The sequence below is a fragment of the Ruegeria sp. P10 genome (assembly GCF_056534925.1).
In genome coordinates this window covers 204,603-222,678 of sequence record NZ_JBQERJ010000007.1, presented here as the reverse complement: position 1 = coordinate 222,678, position 18,076 = coordinate 204,603, and the positions used below count along the sequence as shown (strand labels likewise).

16 protein-coding genes are annotated in these 18,076 nt (G+C 57.9%); 9 read left to right on the top strand and 7 right to left on the bottom strand.

Features of this window, described 5'->3' with window-relative positions; all coding sequences use genetic code 11:
- Window positions 1–186: 186 nt before the first annotated feature.
- Window positions 187–1,296: a ParB/RepB/Spo0J family partition protein gene (locus tag ACR0FB_RS13655; protein WP_171636590.1), complete on the bottom strand. Its 1,110-nt coding sequence runs from the start codon at window positions 1,294–1,296 to the stop codon at window positions 187–189.
- Entirely contained in the window at window positions 1,293–2,600 is a 1,308-nt protein-coding gene (locus ACR0FB_RS13650; protein ID WP_171118234.1) for an AAA family ATPase, read from the bottom strand. Before ACR0FB_RS13650 ends, ACR0FB_RS13655 begins: the two co-directional genes overlap by 4 nt.
- 696 nt (window positions 2,601–3,296) lie before the next feature.
- Here ACR0FB_RS13650 and ACR0FB_RS13645 point away from each other — a divergent pair.
- The 3 genes from ACR0FB_RS13645 to ACR0FB_RS13635 all read left to right on the top strand — a co-directional run bounded on the left by ACR0FB_RS13645 (window position 3,297) and on the right by ACR0FB_RS13635 (window position 5,634).
- Window positions 3,297–3,767 carry a DnaA N-terminal domain-containing protein gene (locus ACR0FB_RS13645; RefSeq protein WP_480490900.1) on the top strand — a complete coding sequence of 157 codons (471 nt, stop codon included), beginning with the start codon at window positions 3,297–3,299 and terminating at the stop codon, window positions 3,765–3,767.
- A gap of 40 nt (window positions 3,768–3,807) precedes the next feature.
- A complete protein-coding gene (locus ACR0FB_RS13640; protein ID WP_480620947.1) occupies window positions 3,808–4,947 on the top strand; it encodes an aminotransferase class I/II-fold pyridoxal phosphate-dependent enzyme in 1,140 nt (379 codons plus the stop codon).
- 78 nt (window positions 4,948–5,025) lie between these two features.
- Complete coding sequence (locus ACR0FB_RS13635) at window positions 5,026–5,634, top strand: helix-turn-helix domain-containing protein (RefSeq protein ID WP_480620949.1); 609 nt, start codon at window positions 5,026–5,028, stop codon at window positions 5,632–5,634.
- Between the two features lie 54 nt (window positions 5,635–5,688).
- Here ACR0FB_RS13635 and ACR0FB_RS13630 read toward each other — a convergent pair whose 3' ends face one another.
- Complete coding sequence (locus ACR0FB_RS13630; protein ID WP_171636582.1) at window positions 5,689–6,459, bottom strand: transporter substrate-binding domain-containing protein; 771 nt, start codon at window positions 6,457–6,459, stop codon at window positions 5,689–5,691.
- Window positions 6,460–6,581: 122 nt separating this feature from the next.
- Here ACR0FB_RS13630 and ACR0FB_RS13625 point away from each other — a divergent pair, with 122 nt between their 5' ends.
- Genes ACR0FB_RS13625 through ACR0FB_RS13610 form a run of 4 tightly spaced genes read left to right on the top strand, consistent with a single transcriptional unit; the run spans window position 6,582 to window position 9,492 of the window.
- Window positions 6,582–7,322 (top strand): amino acid ABC transporter ATP-binding protein, encoded by a 741-nt coding sequence (locus tag ACR0FB_RS13625; protein WP_171614720.1) that lies wholly within the window; start codon window positions 6,582–6,584, stop codon window positions 7,320–7,322.
- Window positions 7,323–7,331: 9 nt separating this feature from the next.
- On the top strand, window positions 7,332–8,090 hold the full coding sequence (locus ACR0FB_RS13620; RefSeq protein WP_171118222.1) for an amino acid ABC transporter permease: 759 nt from the start codon (window positions 7,332–7,334) through the stop codon (window positions 8,088–8,090).
- A gap of 11 nt (window positions 8,091–8,101) precedes the next feature.
- Window positions 8,102–8,437 (top strand): carboxymuconolactone decarboxylase family protein, encoded by a 336-nt coding sequence (locus tag ACR0FB_RS13615; RefSeq protein WP_171636580.1) that lies wholly within the window; start codon window positions 8,102–8,104, stop codon window positions 8,435–8,437.
- 5 nt (window positions 8,438–8,442) lie between these two features.
- Complete coding sequence (locus ACR0FB_RS13610) at window positions 8,443–9,492, top strand: aromatic ring-hydroxylating dioxygenase subunit alpha (protein WP_171636578.1); 1,050 nt, start codon at window positions 8,443–8,445, stop codon at window positions 9,490–9,492.
- 3 nt (window positions 9,493–9,495) lie between these two features.
- On the opposite strand, the gene ACR0FB_RS13605 is transcribed toward ACR0FB_RS13610, so the two are convergent.
- A complete protein-coding gene (locus tag ACR0FB_RS13605) occupies window positions 9,496–10,599 on the bottom strand; it encodes a hypothetical protein (RefSeq protein WP_480490908.1) in 1,104 nt (367 codons plus the stop codon).
- A 152-nt stretch (window positions 10,600–10,751) separates the two neighbouring features.
- Between ACR0FB_RS13605 and ACR0FB_RS13600 the strand changes: the two genes are divergently transcribed.
- A complete protein-coding gene (locus tag ACR0FB_RS13600; protein WP_171636574.1) occupies window positions 10,752–11,333 on the top strand; it encodes a carboxymuconolactone decarboxylase family protein in 582 nt (193 codons plus the stop codon).
- Window positions 11,334–11,384: 51 nt separating this feature from the next.
- Here ACR0FB_RS13600 and ACR0FB_RS13595 read toward each other — a convergent pair whose 3' ends face one another.
- A complete protein-coding gene (locus tag ACR0FB_RS13595) occupies window positions 11,385–12,317 on the bottom strand; it encodes a hydrogen peroxide-inducible genes activator (protein WP_480620951.1) in 933 nt (310 codons plus the stop codon).
- 107 nt (window positions 12,318–12,424) lie between these two features.
- On the opposite strand from ACR0FB_RS13595, the gene katG reads away from it, so the two are divergent.
- Window positions 12,425–14,605, top strand: coding sequence for a catalase/peroxidase HPI (katG, locus tag ACR0FB_RS13590; protein ID WP_171724639.1), 2,181 nt, complete (start codon window positions 12,425–12,427; stop codon window positions 14,603–14,605).
- Between the two features lie 87 nt (window positions 14,606–14,692).
- Here katG and ACR0FB_RS13585 read toward each other — a convergent pair whose 3' ends face one another.
- Both ACR0FB_RS13585 and ACR0FB_RS13580 read right to left on the bottom strand, forming a co-directional pair.
- Window positions 14,693–16,207 (bottom strand): malonate--CoA ligase, encoded by a 1,515-nt coding sequence (locus ACR0FB_RS13585; protein WP_480620954.1) that lies wholly within the window; start codon window positions 16,205–16,207, stop codon window positions 14,693–14,695.
- A gap of 332 nt (window positions 16,208–16,539) precedes the next feature.
- Window positions 16,540–18,054 carry an aldehyde dehydrogenase (NADP(+)) gene (locus ACR0FB_RS13580; protein WP_480620955.1) on the bottom strand — a complete coding sequence of 505 codons (1,515 nt, stop codon included), beginning with the start codon at window positions 18,052–18,054 and terminating at the stop codon, window positions 16,540–16,542.
- Between the last annotated feature and the right edge of the window lie 22 nt (window positions 18,055–18,076).

Sequence of the window (18,076 nt, the reverse complement as noted above, 5' to 3'; positions counted from 1 at the left end):
GAACCAACGTTAATGGCTGACTCCACATGCCTCGACCTCAAGCCCCTGCCCCGCCGGTTTCAGGTCACAGCTTCAAGGCAAGAAGACATATGGCAGGAATCCACTGCTGAGAACGCCCTGGCTTTTGCGACAAGACAAAGGCGCCGGATTCGACCGGCGCCTTTTCTCAGACCCTCAAACCAAACCTTACCCGTGGGTAAGATCGTCTTCCTCGGGAAGAGCATCGATGAAAGCAGCTATTGCCGCCTCAAGTTTGCTGCGATCAACACGCGTAAAGTCCAAATCATATCTCAACTCAATTCGACCACTGGATGCCGAACACTTGGCGATCCCTGCCCGCCCTGATACCTGAAACGTGGTCTTTGCACGTCGTGGTTTATCGGCGCTTTCAACCGGGGCCTTCTTCGCCACGCTTGTTTCCGGCGCGCCCAGAAATGACCTGAGGATAGCAACCTCACGCGCTCCGTCACGGTCCGGCTCGCTCATGACCGCGGCACTCACCTGGCGCACCAAACCGGGCGTTGCATCCAGTTTGCGCTTCAGCTCTACGCCTACGTTGCGCGGAATGTCGTTCGGATGTTTCAGAACCTTGTCCAACATCATCAGCAAACTGGCAAATGACCTAATGTAACTCCGCTTTGTGTAACTGGCGGATTTGAACAGCGTGGACACCGCCTTGTCTACATCCGGGCAATCATTTGCCGGGTCCTCGGCATACGCGCGTGCCAAAGCACCCATTTCCGCAAACGAGATATCCTTGCGGATCAGGTTCTCATCCACCATGCGCCGGTAGCTGCTGTCGAGATCGCCCGCCTCTGAAATTCCCGCTGGAATTCCGGCATAGGACTCATCGCCCGTTTCTTCATATAACGCCCGATAGGCAGACAGGCGCCGCATCCCCTGGATCAGTTCAAATCGTCCATCTGAGCGTCGCTCAAGTCGGATGGGGTTGGACAATCCAATTTCCTGAATTGACGCTTTTAGCTCGTCCAGTTCCGGATCCGGCCCTGGTTTGCGATCCCGCGTCAGCTTTTCAAACAGAATGTCATCCAGTGCTACGCGTTCGGTCACAAGACCTTCGGAACGCAGGCGCACAAGTTCATGCGCAAGACGATCGTTTTCTGCGCGAATGGTTTCTTCCGTCGATTGCTGGTCGCGCAGCGCATCGGCATTTTCCGAAATGGCCGCAGCCATCGGGCCCCGCCGCTTTTCAAGAACCTTGTCCGGAACCTTGCCGACAGGAATGTCATCCATTGCAGGCAGGTCGATATCAAACATTCTGCGCTTGCGGCTCATGCGTCATCCTCCAGCTTGTCCCAGGCAGACAGCATCACTCCCCGGAATTCTTCGTAAACATTGTCGAATGTCGAGCGGGCCCGACGCCAGGTTTCACGGGTCATCTCTCGGTAATCCATCTCGTAAACCGAGCTCAGAAAACGGCCGGATTGTTCGACCGCGCGGGTCATTTCAACAGGGTGCTGGGCGACGTGGTCTCCGAAAACCTTCTGAAACGCGTCGAACATCGCCAGATGCAACGCGTTTCCGGGCTCGTACCGTGTAAGCAGGAATCGCAGCTCGCAGAAGGTTTTGGGAAGACCAATCTTACCCGTGGGTAAGGTTTTGTCGAACCCGTAGGCCAGGTCCTCCAAAGCTTCTGCCAGCTGACCTATAAAGGACGTGGTCGAGTCGTATTCCCAGTATCCCGGTCCGGACGGGATGTACAACATGTCTGCCGCGAACACCGCGTTCATGGACTGATACCCAATGGCCGGCGGGCAATCGAACAGGATCAGGTCATAGGCGTCGTCGGGAATTTGATCCAGATACCGGGACACTGCGGCAAAGAAAGACCATTCAGGGTTCAAGTGGCGATACTGTGCCGAGGCAAATTCGACGAAGGCTGCGTTCGCGCAGGAAGGGATCGCATCGATGGTGGACCAAGACGTCCGTCTGATGAAATCGCTGATCCGCAGATCTCCAAGCCCCATATCGGTGATCGCCGGGGGCAATTCACGGCGGGGCAGGGCAGTGCCGGACTCGGCCGCGGCAGGCCGGTTGTTCATGCGCTCGGTCTCGCGGATCAGGTCACGCGCCATGATCCCCCAGACAGTGTAATCCTCGGCGACATCGGTCAGGCCCATTGAATGGCTCAGCGTGGCCTGCGGGTCGAAGTCAACGACAAGAACACGGTACCCATCAAGCGCGGCGGCATGCGCAAGATGCAATGCCACCGTTGACTTGCCCGCCCCGCCCTTGAAGTTCGCCACGGCTGCACGAATAGCCCGCTTGCCCTCGGGACGCGGCGGCATGAGGGACTTGCGGTTCACCTTGAGCCGCCGCCGCAACTCATTCACCTCTTCCAGGCTGAACCAGCGCTGCCGCCCCTCGGGCTCAACCTCGCCTCCGGGCAGAGACGGATCAGCGGCCAGCTTTCCGCGAAAGGTTGACTGGTTGACCCGGAAGATCAGCTCGGACACTTCCCAGCTCGAAAACCGGCGGAGTGTCTTCTCCATCTCCGGGCTAAAGGTCTGCTGACGAATCCACCCCTGGAGTTTGAGAGATTGATTGCGCAATGCATTCAGGTCTTCGTGCGTGTACATGCCTCATGTCTCTTTGTTTGGAACGTAAATTTATGTTCGTTTCTTATTTACGCCCGATTTGCGCTTTACGCAAAAGAAAATATGATGAAACTCAAATCTTACCCACGGGTAAGAAAACAAGGCCCTGCAAGGCCATCGCCGATTCGGCGGTCCAGAAGAAGAAGGGTGACGATTCGCAACACGTCTTCAACCGTATTTAGGGGGGCATTCTTCCAGGACCGGCGACATATAGGGGGACATAACATGCAAATAAGGGGTCATACAGAATGTCCCCCATCACCAATACTTCACCAGATTTCTTTTATTTTTTGATCTGGATTGGCGCAATTTTCTGACCTGTTTCAGACTCTTCTTGACAGAATCGAAGCTTTGGACGCTAATTAGGCCAAGATGACGAAAAGCGTTGGCAAACAGCGCAAGAACGGCGGGACACACCCGTCTGAGGCAGACAGAGCGGTGAGAACGGGTATGCAGCTGGCTAAACCGGTCGGGCGAAATGCGGCGGCCTTAAAATACGATATACTTTCTGCGCTCACCATATATGCGTTGTCAGGCGACAAGCATCGGCAACGCAGCGTACTTCGTATCATCGCATTGATTACGACACGATATAACTGGCGAAACAACGAAGTATCGATTGGGCGCGAAGAAATTTCGCGCCTTTGGTCAGTGAATGAAAGGACTGTAAAGCGCGAAATGGCCAGATTTCGCGCATTAGGTTGGGTAACGGTCAAACGGCCTGCTGCACGGGGTCGGGTCGCGGTCTATGAAATCGACCTCAAACAGATCATGATCGATACACAGGAGGTCTGGCCGATCATAGGTTCCGATTTCCAGGCCCGGATGACCGAGGATTCTGAGCCCGTTACAAATGTCGTGCCTTTCGCGGCAAAACCCCAGGGGCCAGAAATCGACACCCCCGAAGCCAAGCCCGAGGATGTCTGGTCGCAGGTGCAGTCAATCCTTCACGGGCGCGATCCCGAGTTGTGGGCAAGTTGGTTCCAGCATCTGTCCGAGTCGGAAAGGGCAGGGGGGCGCGTCATTTTGGTTGCCCCCTCGCGGTTCATGGCTGATTACATTGCACAGAAGTGGACGGCACGTTTGCTGGCCGCCTATAGCCGCGTCGATCCCAGTATCAGAACGGTTCATGTAAACGCAGCCGATTGAGGCTGTCAGGTGCGCAGCACGGCCCAGCAAAGGATGCATCATGATCAACCGAAATTTTCAACCATTTCGGGTCGAACAGTTCCTGTCCGAGACGGAACACGGGGTGGTCTTCAATTTCTCGGAAAGCGGCGTTCATCCCATGTCGTTGCAGGGATTGGTAGAACTGGCCGGGATTGATCTCGGCGCTCTGCTGAAGACGATGATCGACTATCCGCAAGTCAATGGAAAGCAATCCCTGCGCGACACCGTCGCAGGCTTGTATCCGGGGGCCTCGGCAGATGGGGTATTGGTCACGGTCGGCGCAACCGAAGCGAACACTCTGGTGGCCAACACCTTGTTGGAGCCCGGCGACAATGTTGTGTGTTTCCGACCGACCTATGAACAGATTTCAGGAAACGCCGCCAATCTAGGCAACGAAGTGCGTTGGGTAGATCTGATCGAATCCGAAGAGTGGGCCATAGACGCAGAGGCGCTTGAGCGGGCGGTCGATGACAGGACCCGCATCATCCATGTGGTGAACCCGAACAATCCAACGGGCCGTATTCTGACCGAAGCGGATCGCGCCCGTATCGTATCGGCTGCCGAGCGCGTTGGCGCCTGGATCGTTTCAGACGAGGTTTATGCCGGAACCGAGCGGGAAGGTGACACAGAAACCCCTTCGTTCTGGGAAAGTACGGACAGGGTTCTTGTGGTGAATTCCATGTCCAAGGCCTATGGGCTTCCGGGGCTGAGGCTGGGATGGCTGGTTGGGCCCGAAGACATCATTCAGCACTGTTGGCGGCGGCACGAATATGCCTCGATCGCGGCATCCATGTTGTCGATGGAGCTGGCGGACAAGGCGCTTGCCGAACCGGCACGGTCCAAGTTGAAGGCCCGCGCGCGCCGTCTGATCCGCACGGGGTTCGACGTTCTGACGGAAGAACTGGCGCGGCATCAGGGGGTGTTTTCCGTTGTACCACCTCAGGCGTCGGCCATGTCGTTCGTGCGGTTCAATCTACCGATCGCATCCGAGGCGTTCAGCATGCGCCTGTTGCGCGAAAAAGATGTGCTGGTCATTCCGGGGTCACGGTTCGGGGTCGAGAACCATTTTCGGTTCAGCTCGGCCCTGCTCGAAGATCATCTGCGCAACGGGTTGGCAAAGTTGAATGATCTTACAGGAGACATCCTGAACGGACGCTGAGAGTTTGCCGCCGAACTGGTGCGAGTGGTTCGGTGACATTTCTTTTGCCTTTTTCATACGTGTCGATAGGCTTCGCAAATGGAAGATTCACCTGTGCTTTCCGCCGAAAAACCGCCGCTGGATCACCTGGTCGGGGCCGCAGTGAAAACGCATCGCGCGCTGGCCGGATTGACTCTGGCCGAACTGTCTCAGCGGTCCGGCGTGTCCACGGCGATGATTTCCAAGATCGAGCGCGGTCAGGTGTCAGCCTCACTGGCGACGCTTGAGGCCCTGGCCGGCGGAATCGGCGTTCCGTTGATCAACTTCTTTGCCGGCACGGTTGAACGCACGGATGTGTCATTTGTGGCTGCGGGTGAAGGTGTAACCGTGCAACGGTTGGGCACCGGTTTCGGGCACAGTTATAAGCTGATCGGTCGGGCGGAAGCGAAACATGTCAGTTTCGAGAGTTTCAGCGTTACATTGGAAGGTACGTTGGACGAACGCCCGCTTTACCAACATCAGGGTGTAGAATTCATCCACGTCACCGCCGGCGAGATGGTCTATGGCTGCGGTGAAGCCGCTTATCACATGCGGCCGGGCGACAGTCTGAGTTTTGATTCAAACGCCACTCATGGGCCGTTGGAGTTGAAAACTGACACGGTCAGCTTTGTCACCGTGGTTGCCAAGGCCGTGTCGGGCGACAACTGAAAAACGCCCGGCGACCGGGCCGGGCGTTTGGGAATCAAGGTGATCCGAGAAGAGTCAGAGACCCCATTTCTTGCGGTTTTCCTCGAAGAACCCTTGCGCCTTTTTGACTTCGATCCAGTTGTTTACATAGTTGATCCACACCTGATCGGCCTGTGGCAGGATCATCGCGATGGGTGACGGCGAACGCGGGCCTGCGTTCTTCACGCGTACCACCGGAAATTTCGCCTCGAGGGTCGAACCTTCGATGTTCGACGTAATGAAGACATCCGCGCGTCCTGCGATTACTTCCTGAAAACCGCGGGCCGGGGCCTCGACCACCTTGATTTCTGCGTTCGGGAACCATTCGCGGACGCGCTTTTCGAACGTTGTGCCCAGGGTGGTCGCGACTTTTACTCCGGGCTGGTTGATCGAGTCATAACCGTCGAATTGGTCGGCCTTGTCCTTGGTCGTATAGGGGAAGAGTTCCACCGAAATATAGCTGTCGGAAAAGCCCGCGACCTTCATGCGCGGTGGCGAAATCGATGCCGATCCGGTCAGGTGATACTTGCCTGCCACCACACCGTTGACCAGTGTTTTCCAGTCGGTGGGGACATATTCGACCTCGACCCCCAGATCGGCGGCCAACTCGTTCATGATGTCGATGTCGTACCCTTTGTAGCTGTTGGTTGCAGGGTCGCGGAGCGACATGGGATTCCAATCGCCCGTGGTGCCCACCTTGAGCACGCCGGAATCCAGCACCTCGTTCAGTGCAGATTGCGCCTGCGCAGCGCCTGACAAGACAAGTCCAAGCGCAGCGGCTGCCGCAGCTTTCCAAAATGTGTTCATCGGTTTCTCCCGTTGGTGGCATTTCTACCTTGTGGCCGTATTCTTCATTGATTTAAGCCCAAAGGGAAAGATAACCTCAAGAAAATATTATACTGGGACTAAAAACAGGGGCAGTTCATCTTATGCCAGACGCCGCAATCGAACTTGTGGGCGTGAACAAGTGGTTCGACACGTTTCACGTTCTCAAGGACATCAATCTGACGGTCAACAGCGGCGAAAAGGTGGTGATTTGCGGGCCTTCCGGGTCAGGAAAATCCACCGTTGTGCGATGTATCAACCAGTTGGAAAAACATCAGAAAGGAACCATCCGCGTAGACGGGATCGAGTTGACGGATGACGAGAAATCCGTGGCCAGGATCCGGTCCGAGGTTGGAATGGTGTTCCAGCAGTTCAACCTGTTCCCGCATCTGACCGTTTTGGAAAACCTGACTTTGGGCCCGATCAAGGCGCGCGGTCTCGGCCGCAAAGAGGCAGAGGAAAAAGCACGTCACTATCTGGACCGGGTGCACATTCCCGATCAGGCCGACAAAAAGCCCATTCAGTTGTCGGGTGGTCAGCAGCAACGCGTCGCCATCGCCCGGTCGCTGTGCATGGAGCCGCGTGTTCTGCTGTTTGACGAGCCGACCTCGGCACTGGACCCCGAGATGATCTCGGAAGTGTTGGACGTGATGGTCGAGTTGGCCAATGAGGGGATGACCATGGTGGTTGTCACGCATGAGATGGGGTTTGCCCGAAAGGTGGCCGACAAGATGATCTTCATGGATGCCGGTGAAATCGTCGAAGAAGGCAACCCCGAACATTTCTTCACCAATCCTCAGTCCGATCGGTGTCGCAAATTCCTGTCCCAGATCCTGCAACACTGAGAGCGGCCGATGAAAAAACTTCTTCTCATATTGCCTCTGCTTCTGCTGGCAGGCTGTTCGTCGTCACAGACCTGGGGCTGGTACGTTATCGATCCGACCACGGCCTCGGGGTGGACCAATGTGAAATTCCTGATCTCGGGGATGGGCGCGACGATCCAGATTTCCCTGATCGCCGCCGTTCTGTCGATCGTCATCGGATTGCTGGTCGCCCTGCCGGGATTGTCCGAAAAACGTGGCTGGCGGGTTGTGAACCGGGTTTACGTGGAGTTCATCCGCGCCATTCCCCTGTTGCCGATGCTGTTCTGGGTGTTTTACGGCTTGCCCATCGTGTTTCAGTCGATGGGTCTGAACATCCCCATCGATCCCTTTTGGGGGGCAATCATAACGCTGGCGATTTCAGACAGCGCCTTTACGGCCGAGATCTATCGCGCAGGTATTCAATCCATTGCGCGTGGACAACGCGAGGCGGCGCAGACCATCGGGCTGAACTATGTGCAGACCATGCGCTATGTGATCCTGCCGCAGGCGATCCGGCGCATTCTGCCGCCTTTGGCAAACCAGTTCATCTACATCGTCAAGATGAGCGCCTTTGCCAGCGTCATCGGGATGCAGGAACTGACCCGCCGTGCGAATGAACTGGTGGTGACGGAATACCGCCCGCTGGAAATCTATACCCTGCTGATTTTTGAATACCTGATCCTGGTTTTGATCATCTCAGCCGGGGTGCGCTGGCTGGAGCGTCGCATGGGCGCGGACGAGCGCGGATAAGGAGTGAAGAAATGAACTGGAAAGATTTCATGGCCGAGACCGAGGCCAATATCGGAACCTTCTCGAAAGAAGTGCCGGAAACCGTGCGCGGCTTTGGCATCATGGGCAAGGCGGCCAAGACTGACGGGGCGCTGAGCGAGAAAACCAAAGAGTTCATGGCGCTCGGCATTGCGATCGCGACCCGCTGCGACAGCTGCATCGGATTCCACGTGCGTTCGCTGGTTCGGCTGGGCGCCACCCGCGAAGAAATGTGCGAGGCGTTGGCCATGGCCACCTATATGGGCGGGGGGCCGTCCTATGCCTACAGCGCCAAGGCGCTCAAGGCTTTTGATGAGTTTTCGGAGTAAGAAACATGCGTCCTGATCTGGCCGGAGCAGAGGGGTTTATTCGCAACAGCTGGTACGTCGCCGGACGGTCCGAGGATTTTGGCCGCAGCCTGAGCGCCGTGCGAATGCTGGGCGATGAGATCGTAATCTATCGTGACACAGCGGGCAAAGCGATCGCGTTGGAGGATGCTTGCCCGCATAGAAAGCTGCCGCTGTCTCGGGGCACCATCGAAGGGGATCATGTGGTTTGCGGCTATCACGGTCTGACATTCGGCTGCGGCGGTGAATGTGTCAGCGCCCCGACACAGCTGGACAATCCTCCGCGCCGCGCCGCCGTGCATGCATACCCGGCCGAAGACCGCTGGGGATTTCTTTGGCTCTGGATGGGGGATTCGGACAAAGCCAGCACAGACGATATCATCGACATCCCTAATTTCGACAGCCCGTCTTGGGGCAAGACCCGGACCGGTGCGATGGAGATGGCGTGCCACTACCTTTACATTATCGATAACCTTCTGGATCCAAGCCATGTGGCCTGGGTGCATCTGACCTCGTTTGCCGGGGCGGGAACCGACAACCGCCCGCTGGATCTTGAAGAAACCGAAAGCGGCGTCATTGTTTCGCGCTGGATCGCGGATGAACCCGCGCCGCCCTACTATGCGCCGATACTGCCGTTCGGGCCAAGTTGCGACCGCAAGCAGCATTACGAATGCCGTCTGCCGTCCACTGCGATCAACATGTCCATTTACACTCCGGCCGGAGAAGGAGGGGCGGACCGGCCGATGTCGCCCAATGCCTTTGTCAATATTTCGTACAACTTCATCACACCGGTCGATGCGGAAACATCGCGGTATTTCTGGTTCCAGCACCGCAACATGCACGCGGATGACACAGCCATGTCGCAGCGCATGTTCGAAGGCGCGGTCATGGCTTTCAACGAGGACAAAGAGGTTCTGGAACACGTTCAAACCGGCATGGCGCGGCGCAAGACCGGCTATATCAACCTCGGGCTGGACGCAGGCGCGATGCGGTTTCGCGCACGGGTTGCAAAGCTGATCGCGCAGCAGGCCGGCTGATCATCAGGCCGACAAGCGCCCGTTCGCGCCCTGGCCCACGTGTCGGGCCGGGGCGTCGAACACCGCTTTGATGCAGGGATACCGGTCGAGAATTTCAGCCCCACCGGGCAACAGATCGGCCCGGAGAACACCGGCATCCCAGATCGCAACGCCATCCACCCGGATCGTCGGGTCCAGAACGTTCAGCGAAATCTCACCCGGCGCGTAATGCCCGCATGTGTGAAAGTGCAGCAGACGCGGATTGCCAAAGGCCGACCCGCTCCAACGTTCAAAATTGCTTCGGGCCGGGGTCGTGTAGGCGCAGCCCGGGTGGATGCCTGCGTGCCAAGAATGCATGGTCAGGGGGTCAAGGTCGAACATCTTGCCGACTTTTTCGTAATGCATCTGTGCGCAATGCACATCCATGGGATGGCCCTCAAAGCCGGTCAGACGGTTGTTTTCGAACCGTATGGTCAGCGGTTCGCGCAGATCACAGCCGTATGGTTCGTAGAATTTCGAACCGGTGCCGACCAGAAACCCGTCCTGAACCAGCACTCCGGAAAACCCCTGCACGGGAACCGGGGCAAAGACCGACATCGGAAAACGCGCCACGCTGACATCCGCGGCACCTGCTGGGGGGAAGGCGGCGCCGGGGCCAGCGAAGTCGGTGCCCAATGGACAGGTTACGTGGATGTGCCCGGCACTGGCCAGCAGCCGGTTGACCGCGTTTTTCAGTTCAACGAACCCGGTGTAGTTGGCGCGCCCAAAACCCGAGGCCAGCATTCCGGCGTCCAGCGCATATGACATGATGGGTCGAACGTCCCTCATTCCCGCGTCGAAACGAATCTGATCGCCGGTGCGGGACAGAAACAAGGTGCGATCCGCCGTTTCCATCGCCGTTTTCAGATCCGCTGGCAGCGATGAACCCATGGGATCAAATGCAAGGGTTCGAACTGCGGTCTTGATCCGGTTTTCCCGGGCGCAGTCCACGATAGCCTCGGTGATCTCGGCATCGTAATACCCGTTGGCGGCATCTTCGCAGACCACAAGCAACTGGTCGCCCGCCGTCAGGCCACCGCATCTGAACAACAGGTTTTCGGCACCCGCCATAAGCTCTGGACTGTGCATTCGCGTCGATCCTCAACAAATCCCTCGCGCTGATATTTTACATCTTTCACGTTTCTGTGATCCAGAAAAATTTCACCTTAAGAAAAAAATTAACTGACATGCCTGTGGGCTTTGTACATAAGCTGAGCCCGAACAGGACAGGAGACACAGCAATGAGCGCTTGGATCGAGATGATCTCGGACGACAAGGCCAACGGCCGCCTGAAAGAGCTGCTGGACAAGGCCCGCACCCCTCATGGCACCGTGGACACGGTTATGCGTGTGCATTCATTGCGGCCCGAAACGATGAACGGGCATGTGACGCTGTACCGTTCGGTCCTGCATTCCGATGACAACCGGTTGCCATTCTGGTTTCTCGAGGTTGTCGCCAGCTATACCTCGATCCTGAACGATTGCACCTATTCACTGACCCATCACTTCATGAACGTGCGCAACCTGCTGAAGGACCAGCCGCGCAGCGACCGGATTTTCGTCGCGCTCAAGGCGCATCGGCCCGAGGATGAATTCGAGGGCAAGGAACTGGCGCTGCTGCGCTATGCCGCCAAGCTGACGACGGATGTTGGCAAAATGGTCAAGTCCGACTTCGAAGCGCTCAAGATTGCAGGCTGTGAGGATGGCGAGATCCTGGAGGTCAATCAGGTCTGCGCCTATTTCAACTATTCAAACCGGTTGCTGAACGGGTTGGGTGCAACGACCGAGAATGATGTGATCGGCTATTACAAAGGTGACGACTGACGGGTTGCGCCGGGTCTGGCCTTCGTGCCGAGGAACATCGTTTCGGGCGGGTCAGCCTGTTATTTCAGGCTGTGGCGGTTTCACGCCCCACGTGTTTTCTTCGGCTGTTTTGCGGATGATCGCACCGATCTTCAACAAGTTTTCGCTGAGCGGGTTGGTCTTTCGCCAGATCAGACCAATCGTCCGTGTCGGCGGCGTGTCCTGAAACCGGGCAATGGACACATCCGCGGATCGGGTTTCCAGCCCGACCGCCATTTCCGGTATCAGGGTCACACCGATGCCGGCGCCGACCATCTGAACCAGTGTGGAAAGCGAACTGCCCTCCATGATGTGCTGCGGTTCGATGTTGCGGATCGAACAGAAGGACAGGGCCTGATCCCTGAAGCAATGCCCTTCTTCCAGCAACAGCAGGCGCATGGTTCTGAGCTGCGAGGAACTTGGCATTGGCAGGTTGGCATCCTGCGCCGGGCGAACCAGCAGAAAATCTTCGTTGAACAGCGAGAACTCTCGGAGTTTGGGTTCCGAGACGGGCAGGGCAACGACACCGAAATCCAGTTTGGAATCCAGAATTTCGCCGATCAACGTCTTGGTTATCGTTTCCTTGGGTTCGATGGTCAGTTGTGGGAAACGCTGCGACAGAGCTTTGATGATCGAGGGCAGCAGATAGGGCGCGACCGTGGGAATGACCCCGATTCTGATGCGGCCGGACAGGGCGCCTGAGGGAGATTGCACCAATTTCCCCAAATCCTCGACCCGGGTCAGGATTTCGCGGCCATGTTTCAGCACGTCTTCGCCAAGTGCTGTCAGGCGGGTTTGCCGGGCCGCGCGTTCGACCAGCGGCCCACCCATGATTGCCTCCAGCTCTTTGATTTGTATGGAAAGCGCGGGCTGCGATATCGCACTGGCCGCAGCCGCTTTGCCAAAGTGGCCATGCGTGGCGAGCGCCTCGAAATAGCGCAGGTGTTTGAGGGTCAGTGTTTTCATATGAAAAACTAATCGCAACGATAGTAATTACAAATTTCCAATTATCGAAGCTGTGCGGTACGAGTCAAGATATCTGAACCCCTAGGTAAATACTCAGGAGATTTACAATGGACGGTACCCCCCACAATCATCAATCCGGCGGCTGCCCCGTCATGCATGGCGGCAATACTGGAACGGGCAATTCCGTCACCAAGTGGTGGCCGGATGCGCTGAACCTGGACATTCTGAGCCAGCACGACACGCGCACCAACCCGATGGATGCGGATTACAATCACCGAGAAGCGGTCAAGGGGCTGGACTTCAAGGCAGTTCGTGCCGATGTCGAGGCGTTGCTGACCGACAGCCAGGACTGGTGGCCGGCTGACTGGGGTCACTATGGCGGGCTGATGATCCGTCTGGCGTGGCACTCGGCCGGGTCTTACCGTCTGGGGGATGGTCGAGGTGGCGCCGGTTCGGGCAACATCCGGTTCGCGCCGCTGAATTCATGGCCGGACAATGCAAGCCTGGACAAAGCCCGCCGTCTGCTGTGGCCGGTGAAAAAGAAATACGGCAACGCGCTGTCCTGGGCCGATCTGATCGTTCTGTCGGGCACGGTGGCCTATGAGTCCATGGGATTGAAGACCTTTGGTTTCGGTTTTGGTCGCGAAGACATCTGGGGCCCCGAGAAAGATGTTTACTGGGGTTCTGAAAACCAGTGGCTGGCCCCGTCCGAGAATCGCTATGGCGATCTGGAAACCCCCGGCACGCTGGAAAACCCTCTGGGTGCGGTGCATATGGGCCTGATCTATGTGAACCCCGAAGGCGTGAACGGCAATCCGGATCCGGCCAAAACCGCGCTGCATATCCGTGAAACCTTTGCGCGTATGGCGATGAATGACGAAGAGACCGCAGCATTGACCTGCGGGGGTCATACCGTCGGCAAAGCCCATGGTGCGATGCCCGGTGACAATATCGGCGCCGAGCCCGAAGCCTGCCCCGTGTCCAGCCAGGGTATGGGATGGGAAAACCCTGATCAGAACGGTAAAGCGGCCAACGCCTTTACCTCGGGGATCGAAGGGGCGTGGACGAAAGAGCCGTTGAAATTTGACATGGGCTATTTCGACTACCTGTTCGGTTACGAGTGGGAACTGGGAAAATCACCCGCAGGTGCCCATCAGTGGCAGCCGGTCGACATGCCCGAAGACGAAAAGCCGGTCGACCCGACCGACCCCACTGTTCGTCGCATGCCGATGATGACCGATGCGGATATGGCGATGAAGGTCGACCCGACCTACAACGCGATTTGTCAGAAATTCATGGCGGATCCGGACTATTTTGCCGATACATTTGCACGTGCCTGGTTCAAGTTGACTCACCGCGACATGGGTCCGCGCGTCAACTATTATGGCCCGGACGTGCCGTCAGAAGATCTGATCTGGCAGGATCCGATCCCGGCTGGTTCGACTGATTACGACATAGATGCCGTCAAGGCCAAGATCGCAGACAGCGGTCTGACCATCGCCGAGATGATCACCACCGCCTGGGACAGTGCCCGAACCTTCCGCGGTTCGGACAAGCGTGGCGGCGCAAATGGGGCGCGCATCCGACTGGCGCCGCAAAAGGACTGGGCGGGCAACGAACCCGAACGTCTGGCGAAAGTGCTGGGTGTGCTGGAGCCGATCGCGGCGGAAACCGGCGCCTCGGTTGCCGACGTGATCGTTCTGGCGGGCAATGTCGGGCTTGAGCGGGCGATCAAGGCCGCAGGCTTTGACGTGGCGGTTCCGTTCTCGGCCGGTCGCGGCGACGCGTCGATCGAGCAGACCGATGTGGACAGCTTCTCGGTACTTGAGCCGCTGGCGGACGGGTTCCGCAACTGGCAGCTGAAGGAATACGCGGTCTCGCCAGAGGCGATGATGCTGGATCGTGCGCAACTGCTGGGTCTGACCGCGGCCGAGATGACCGTTCTGGTCGGTGGTCTGCGTGTGCTGGGTGCCAACCATGGCGGATCGCCGCATGGCGTCTTCACCGACCGGTTGGGCCAACTGACAAACGACTTTTTCGTCAACCTGACGGATATGTCGCTGAGCTGGCATCCGGTTGACGGAGGCACCTTTGAACTGCGCGACCGCGCCTCGGGTGAGGTCAAGTTCACCGCAACCAGCGCAGATCTGGTCTTCGGTTCGAACTCGATCCTGCGCAGCTATGCTGAGGTCTACGCCCAGGACGACAATGCCGAGAAGTTCGTGCGCGACTTTGTGGCGGCATGGACCAAGATCATGAACAACGACCGGTTCGATTTGGTTGCCTGAATCATGTAATAAATCAGGCGGGGACACCCTCGCCTGATTTTCTTTTCAGGGGGTGCATCCGCTGATCCCCGCTTTGCCGAGGCTCGCTCACACGGTCATGAAGAGATCTTTGTATCGGTCACGCAGAATGTTCTTTTGAACCTTGCCCATCGTGTTGCGGGGCAGTTCATCCAGAACGATCAGCTTGCGCGGATGCTTGAACCGGGCCAGACCTTCGCGGACCGCGCCCGATATCGCCTCCGGATCAGGGGTCTGGCCGGGCTCTGCCACGATGACACCAACAACCGTTTCACCGAAATCGGGATGTGGCACGCCGATCACGGCGCTTTCCAGAACACCGGGTTGATCATCGAGAACCATCTCGATCTCTTTTGGATAAATGTTGTATCCGCCCGAAATGATCAGATCCTTGTTGCGACCGACGATATGGACGTACCCATCCTCGTCGATGCGGCCCAGATCACCGGTGATAAAAAAGCCGTTGTCGCGCAGTTCGGCAGCGGTTTTTTCGGGCATCTGCCAATACCCTTTGAAGACGTTGGGCCCGCGCACTTCAATTATGCCGATCTCGCCCGCAGGCAGGGTATTGCCGTCTGAATCACTGATCTTCAGTTCGACCCCGGGCAGCGGGTGCCCGACCGTTCCGGCGCGCCGCTCGCCGTCATATGGGTTTGACGTGTTCATGTTGGTTTCAGTCATGCCATAGCGTTCAAGGATGCGATGACCCGTTCGTTCTTCGAACTGCACATGGGTTTCCGCCCGCAGCGGTGCCGATCCGGAAACGAAAAGGCGCATATGGGTGGCCAGTTCCCTGGTAAAACGCGGGTCGTCCAACAGGCGCGTATAGAAGGTTGGGACGCCCATCATCGACGTGGCACTGGGCAATTTGTCGATGATCTGGTCCAGATCGAATTTCGGCAGCCAGATCATGCATCCACCTGCGGCCAGCATGATATTGGTCGCGACGAACAGCCCGTGCGTGTGAAAGATCGGCAGGGCATGCAGCAGCACATCCTGCGAGGTGAAGCGCCATTCCTTGACCAGTGTCCGTGCGTTCGACAGCAGATTGTTCTGGGTCAGCATGGCGCCCTTGGACCGGCCTGTGGTTCCCGACGTGTAAAGGAACGCTGCCAGATCCTCGCCATCGCGGGCGACGGTTTCGAAACGTGTCGGCATGGTCGCGGCCAAATCTGTCAGAGACCCGGTGCCATCCGCGTTCAGCGTCTCAACCCGGGCGCCCAGCTGCGCGCCGACAGGGGTGAGTTTTCCTTCTCTTTCGGTGTCGCAGATAATCAGCGAGGCCCCGCTGTTTTCGATGAAATAGGTCAATTCATCGACCGTGTAGGCGGTATTCAGCGGCAGGAACACCAGACCGGCCTGGGCGCAGGCAGCATAAAGCGCCAGCGCCTCGGGGGTTTTTTCAACCTGCGCCGCAACGCGGTCACCGGGATTCAGGCCCAGATGCGTGGCCACATGCGCAATCTGCGCCGCTTTGCCGAGGAAATCCTGGTGGGAGATCGTTGTCCCGTCCAGCAACTGCAAAAAAGGTGTGCCTTTGCCGGCGTGGATGCCGAACAGGCCTTCATACAGAGGGTTAGCCATCAGGTTTACCTTTCTTGAGATATGAAAAGAGAGGTGGATGCAGCGAGGAAATTGATCTCGAACGAGGCGATCATCTCATGGGTCGTGGCGAATTGGTCTTGGTACTGGGCAACACGGGTCATTTCATACAGGCAGTTCACCAAAGTGCCAACGGATGGGGCCGTGATTGCGTTGCCCTGAACAGAATGAACAAAAGCACTGTTACCCAAATGAAACTGTGCAATTGAATCCAGAGGCGTGTGCCTCATTCCCCTGAGGCTCGGCAGTTACACCCGCCGACACCCTGCTGCGCATCGTGCTTTTAGAGTATCGGCGCGTGTCGACTGATTTCCCTATGAGAAGTGTTCTGGCAGCAATGCATCCGGCAGATTCTGATAGCAGACAGGACGCAAGAAACGCCGGATCGACAATGTGCCCACGGATGTGGCTCCGAAATTGGTCGAAGCCGGGTAGGGGCCGCCATGGACCATGCTGTCACATACCTCGACCCCTGTGGGGAAGCCATTGGCCAACACGCGCCCGGCTTTGCGTTCAAGGATCGGCAACAGGGACCGCGCCATGCCCATGTCGGCCTCGTCCATATGCAGGGTGCAGGTCAACTGCCCGTGCAATCCGCGCGCGACGTCGTACATTTCGTCGGGTGTCTCGGCGGTCACGATGATGCCCAGCGGGCCGAACACCTCTTCCGCGAGGGATGTGTTGGCCAGCCAGGTTGCGGCGCTTGTTCGGTAAAGGAAAGGGGTCGCATTGCGCTGATCGCATGTCGAAGCCAGAACCTCGTGAACGCCAGCGGTTTCAGCAACACGGGTCTGACCGTTGCGATAGGCTTTGGCGATGCCGTCGGTCAGCATGGTCTGCGCTGGAACTGCGGTCAATGCCGCCTGTGTGATCTCGGCGAAACGGTCCGTTGCTTCACCTGCCGGCATCACGACGACGCCCGGGTTGGTGCAGAACTGACCAGCGCCCATGGTCAGCGAGCCGGCCCAGCCTTTGGCGATATCTTCACACCGGTTTGCCAGTGCCGCATCCAGAATGAACATGGGGTTGACCGATCCAAGCTCACCAAAAAACGGAATCGGTTCGGGGCGCGCGGCGCACAGGTCGAACAGGGCGCGGCCGCCCGCAAGCGATCCGGTGAACCCGACCGCCTTGATCAGAGGGTGCTGCACCAAGGCAGAACCCACAGCCAAGCCGCCGTCCTGGATCAGGCTGAAAACGCCGGGATGAATGTTGCAACGGCGGATGGCCGCAAGGATGGCTTCGGCGATGATCTCGCCGGTGCCCGGATGGGCGCCGTGGCCTTTGACGACGACCGGGCAGCCGGCAGCCAGTGCGGCGGCCGTGTCCCCCCCGGCGGTGGAAAATGCCAGCGGGAAATTTGATGCGCCGAACACAGCGACCGGGCCGATCGGGCGCTGGATCATTTTCAGATCGGGCCGGGGCAGGGGTGCACGGTTCGGCAACGCGCTGTCGTGGCGCCGGTCCAGATAATCGCCGCTGAGGATATGCGTTGCGAACAGCCTCAGCTGCCCCGACGTGCGGCCCCGTTCACCTTGCAGCCGAGCCTCGGGCAGGCCGGTTTCCTGAGTGCCAATCTCGGTGATTTCATCGGCGCGCGCTTCGATCTCGTCGGCAATGGTGTTCAGAAAGACGGCGCGTTCTTCCCGAGTGGAATAGCCATAGCTCCAAAACGCCTCTTCCGCGGCCTGCGCAGCGGCGTCGACGTCTGAAATTCGACCTTTCGAAAAGTCATGCGATGGCCCATGTGCGGGTTGTGATGCAAAGAAATCGTCACCGGCAAGCCAGTTGCCGGCGATCAGATGTTTGCCATGCGGAGTAAAGGTCATTTGGGCCTCGTATTTCGGGATG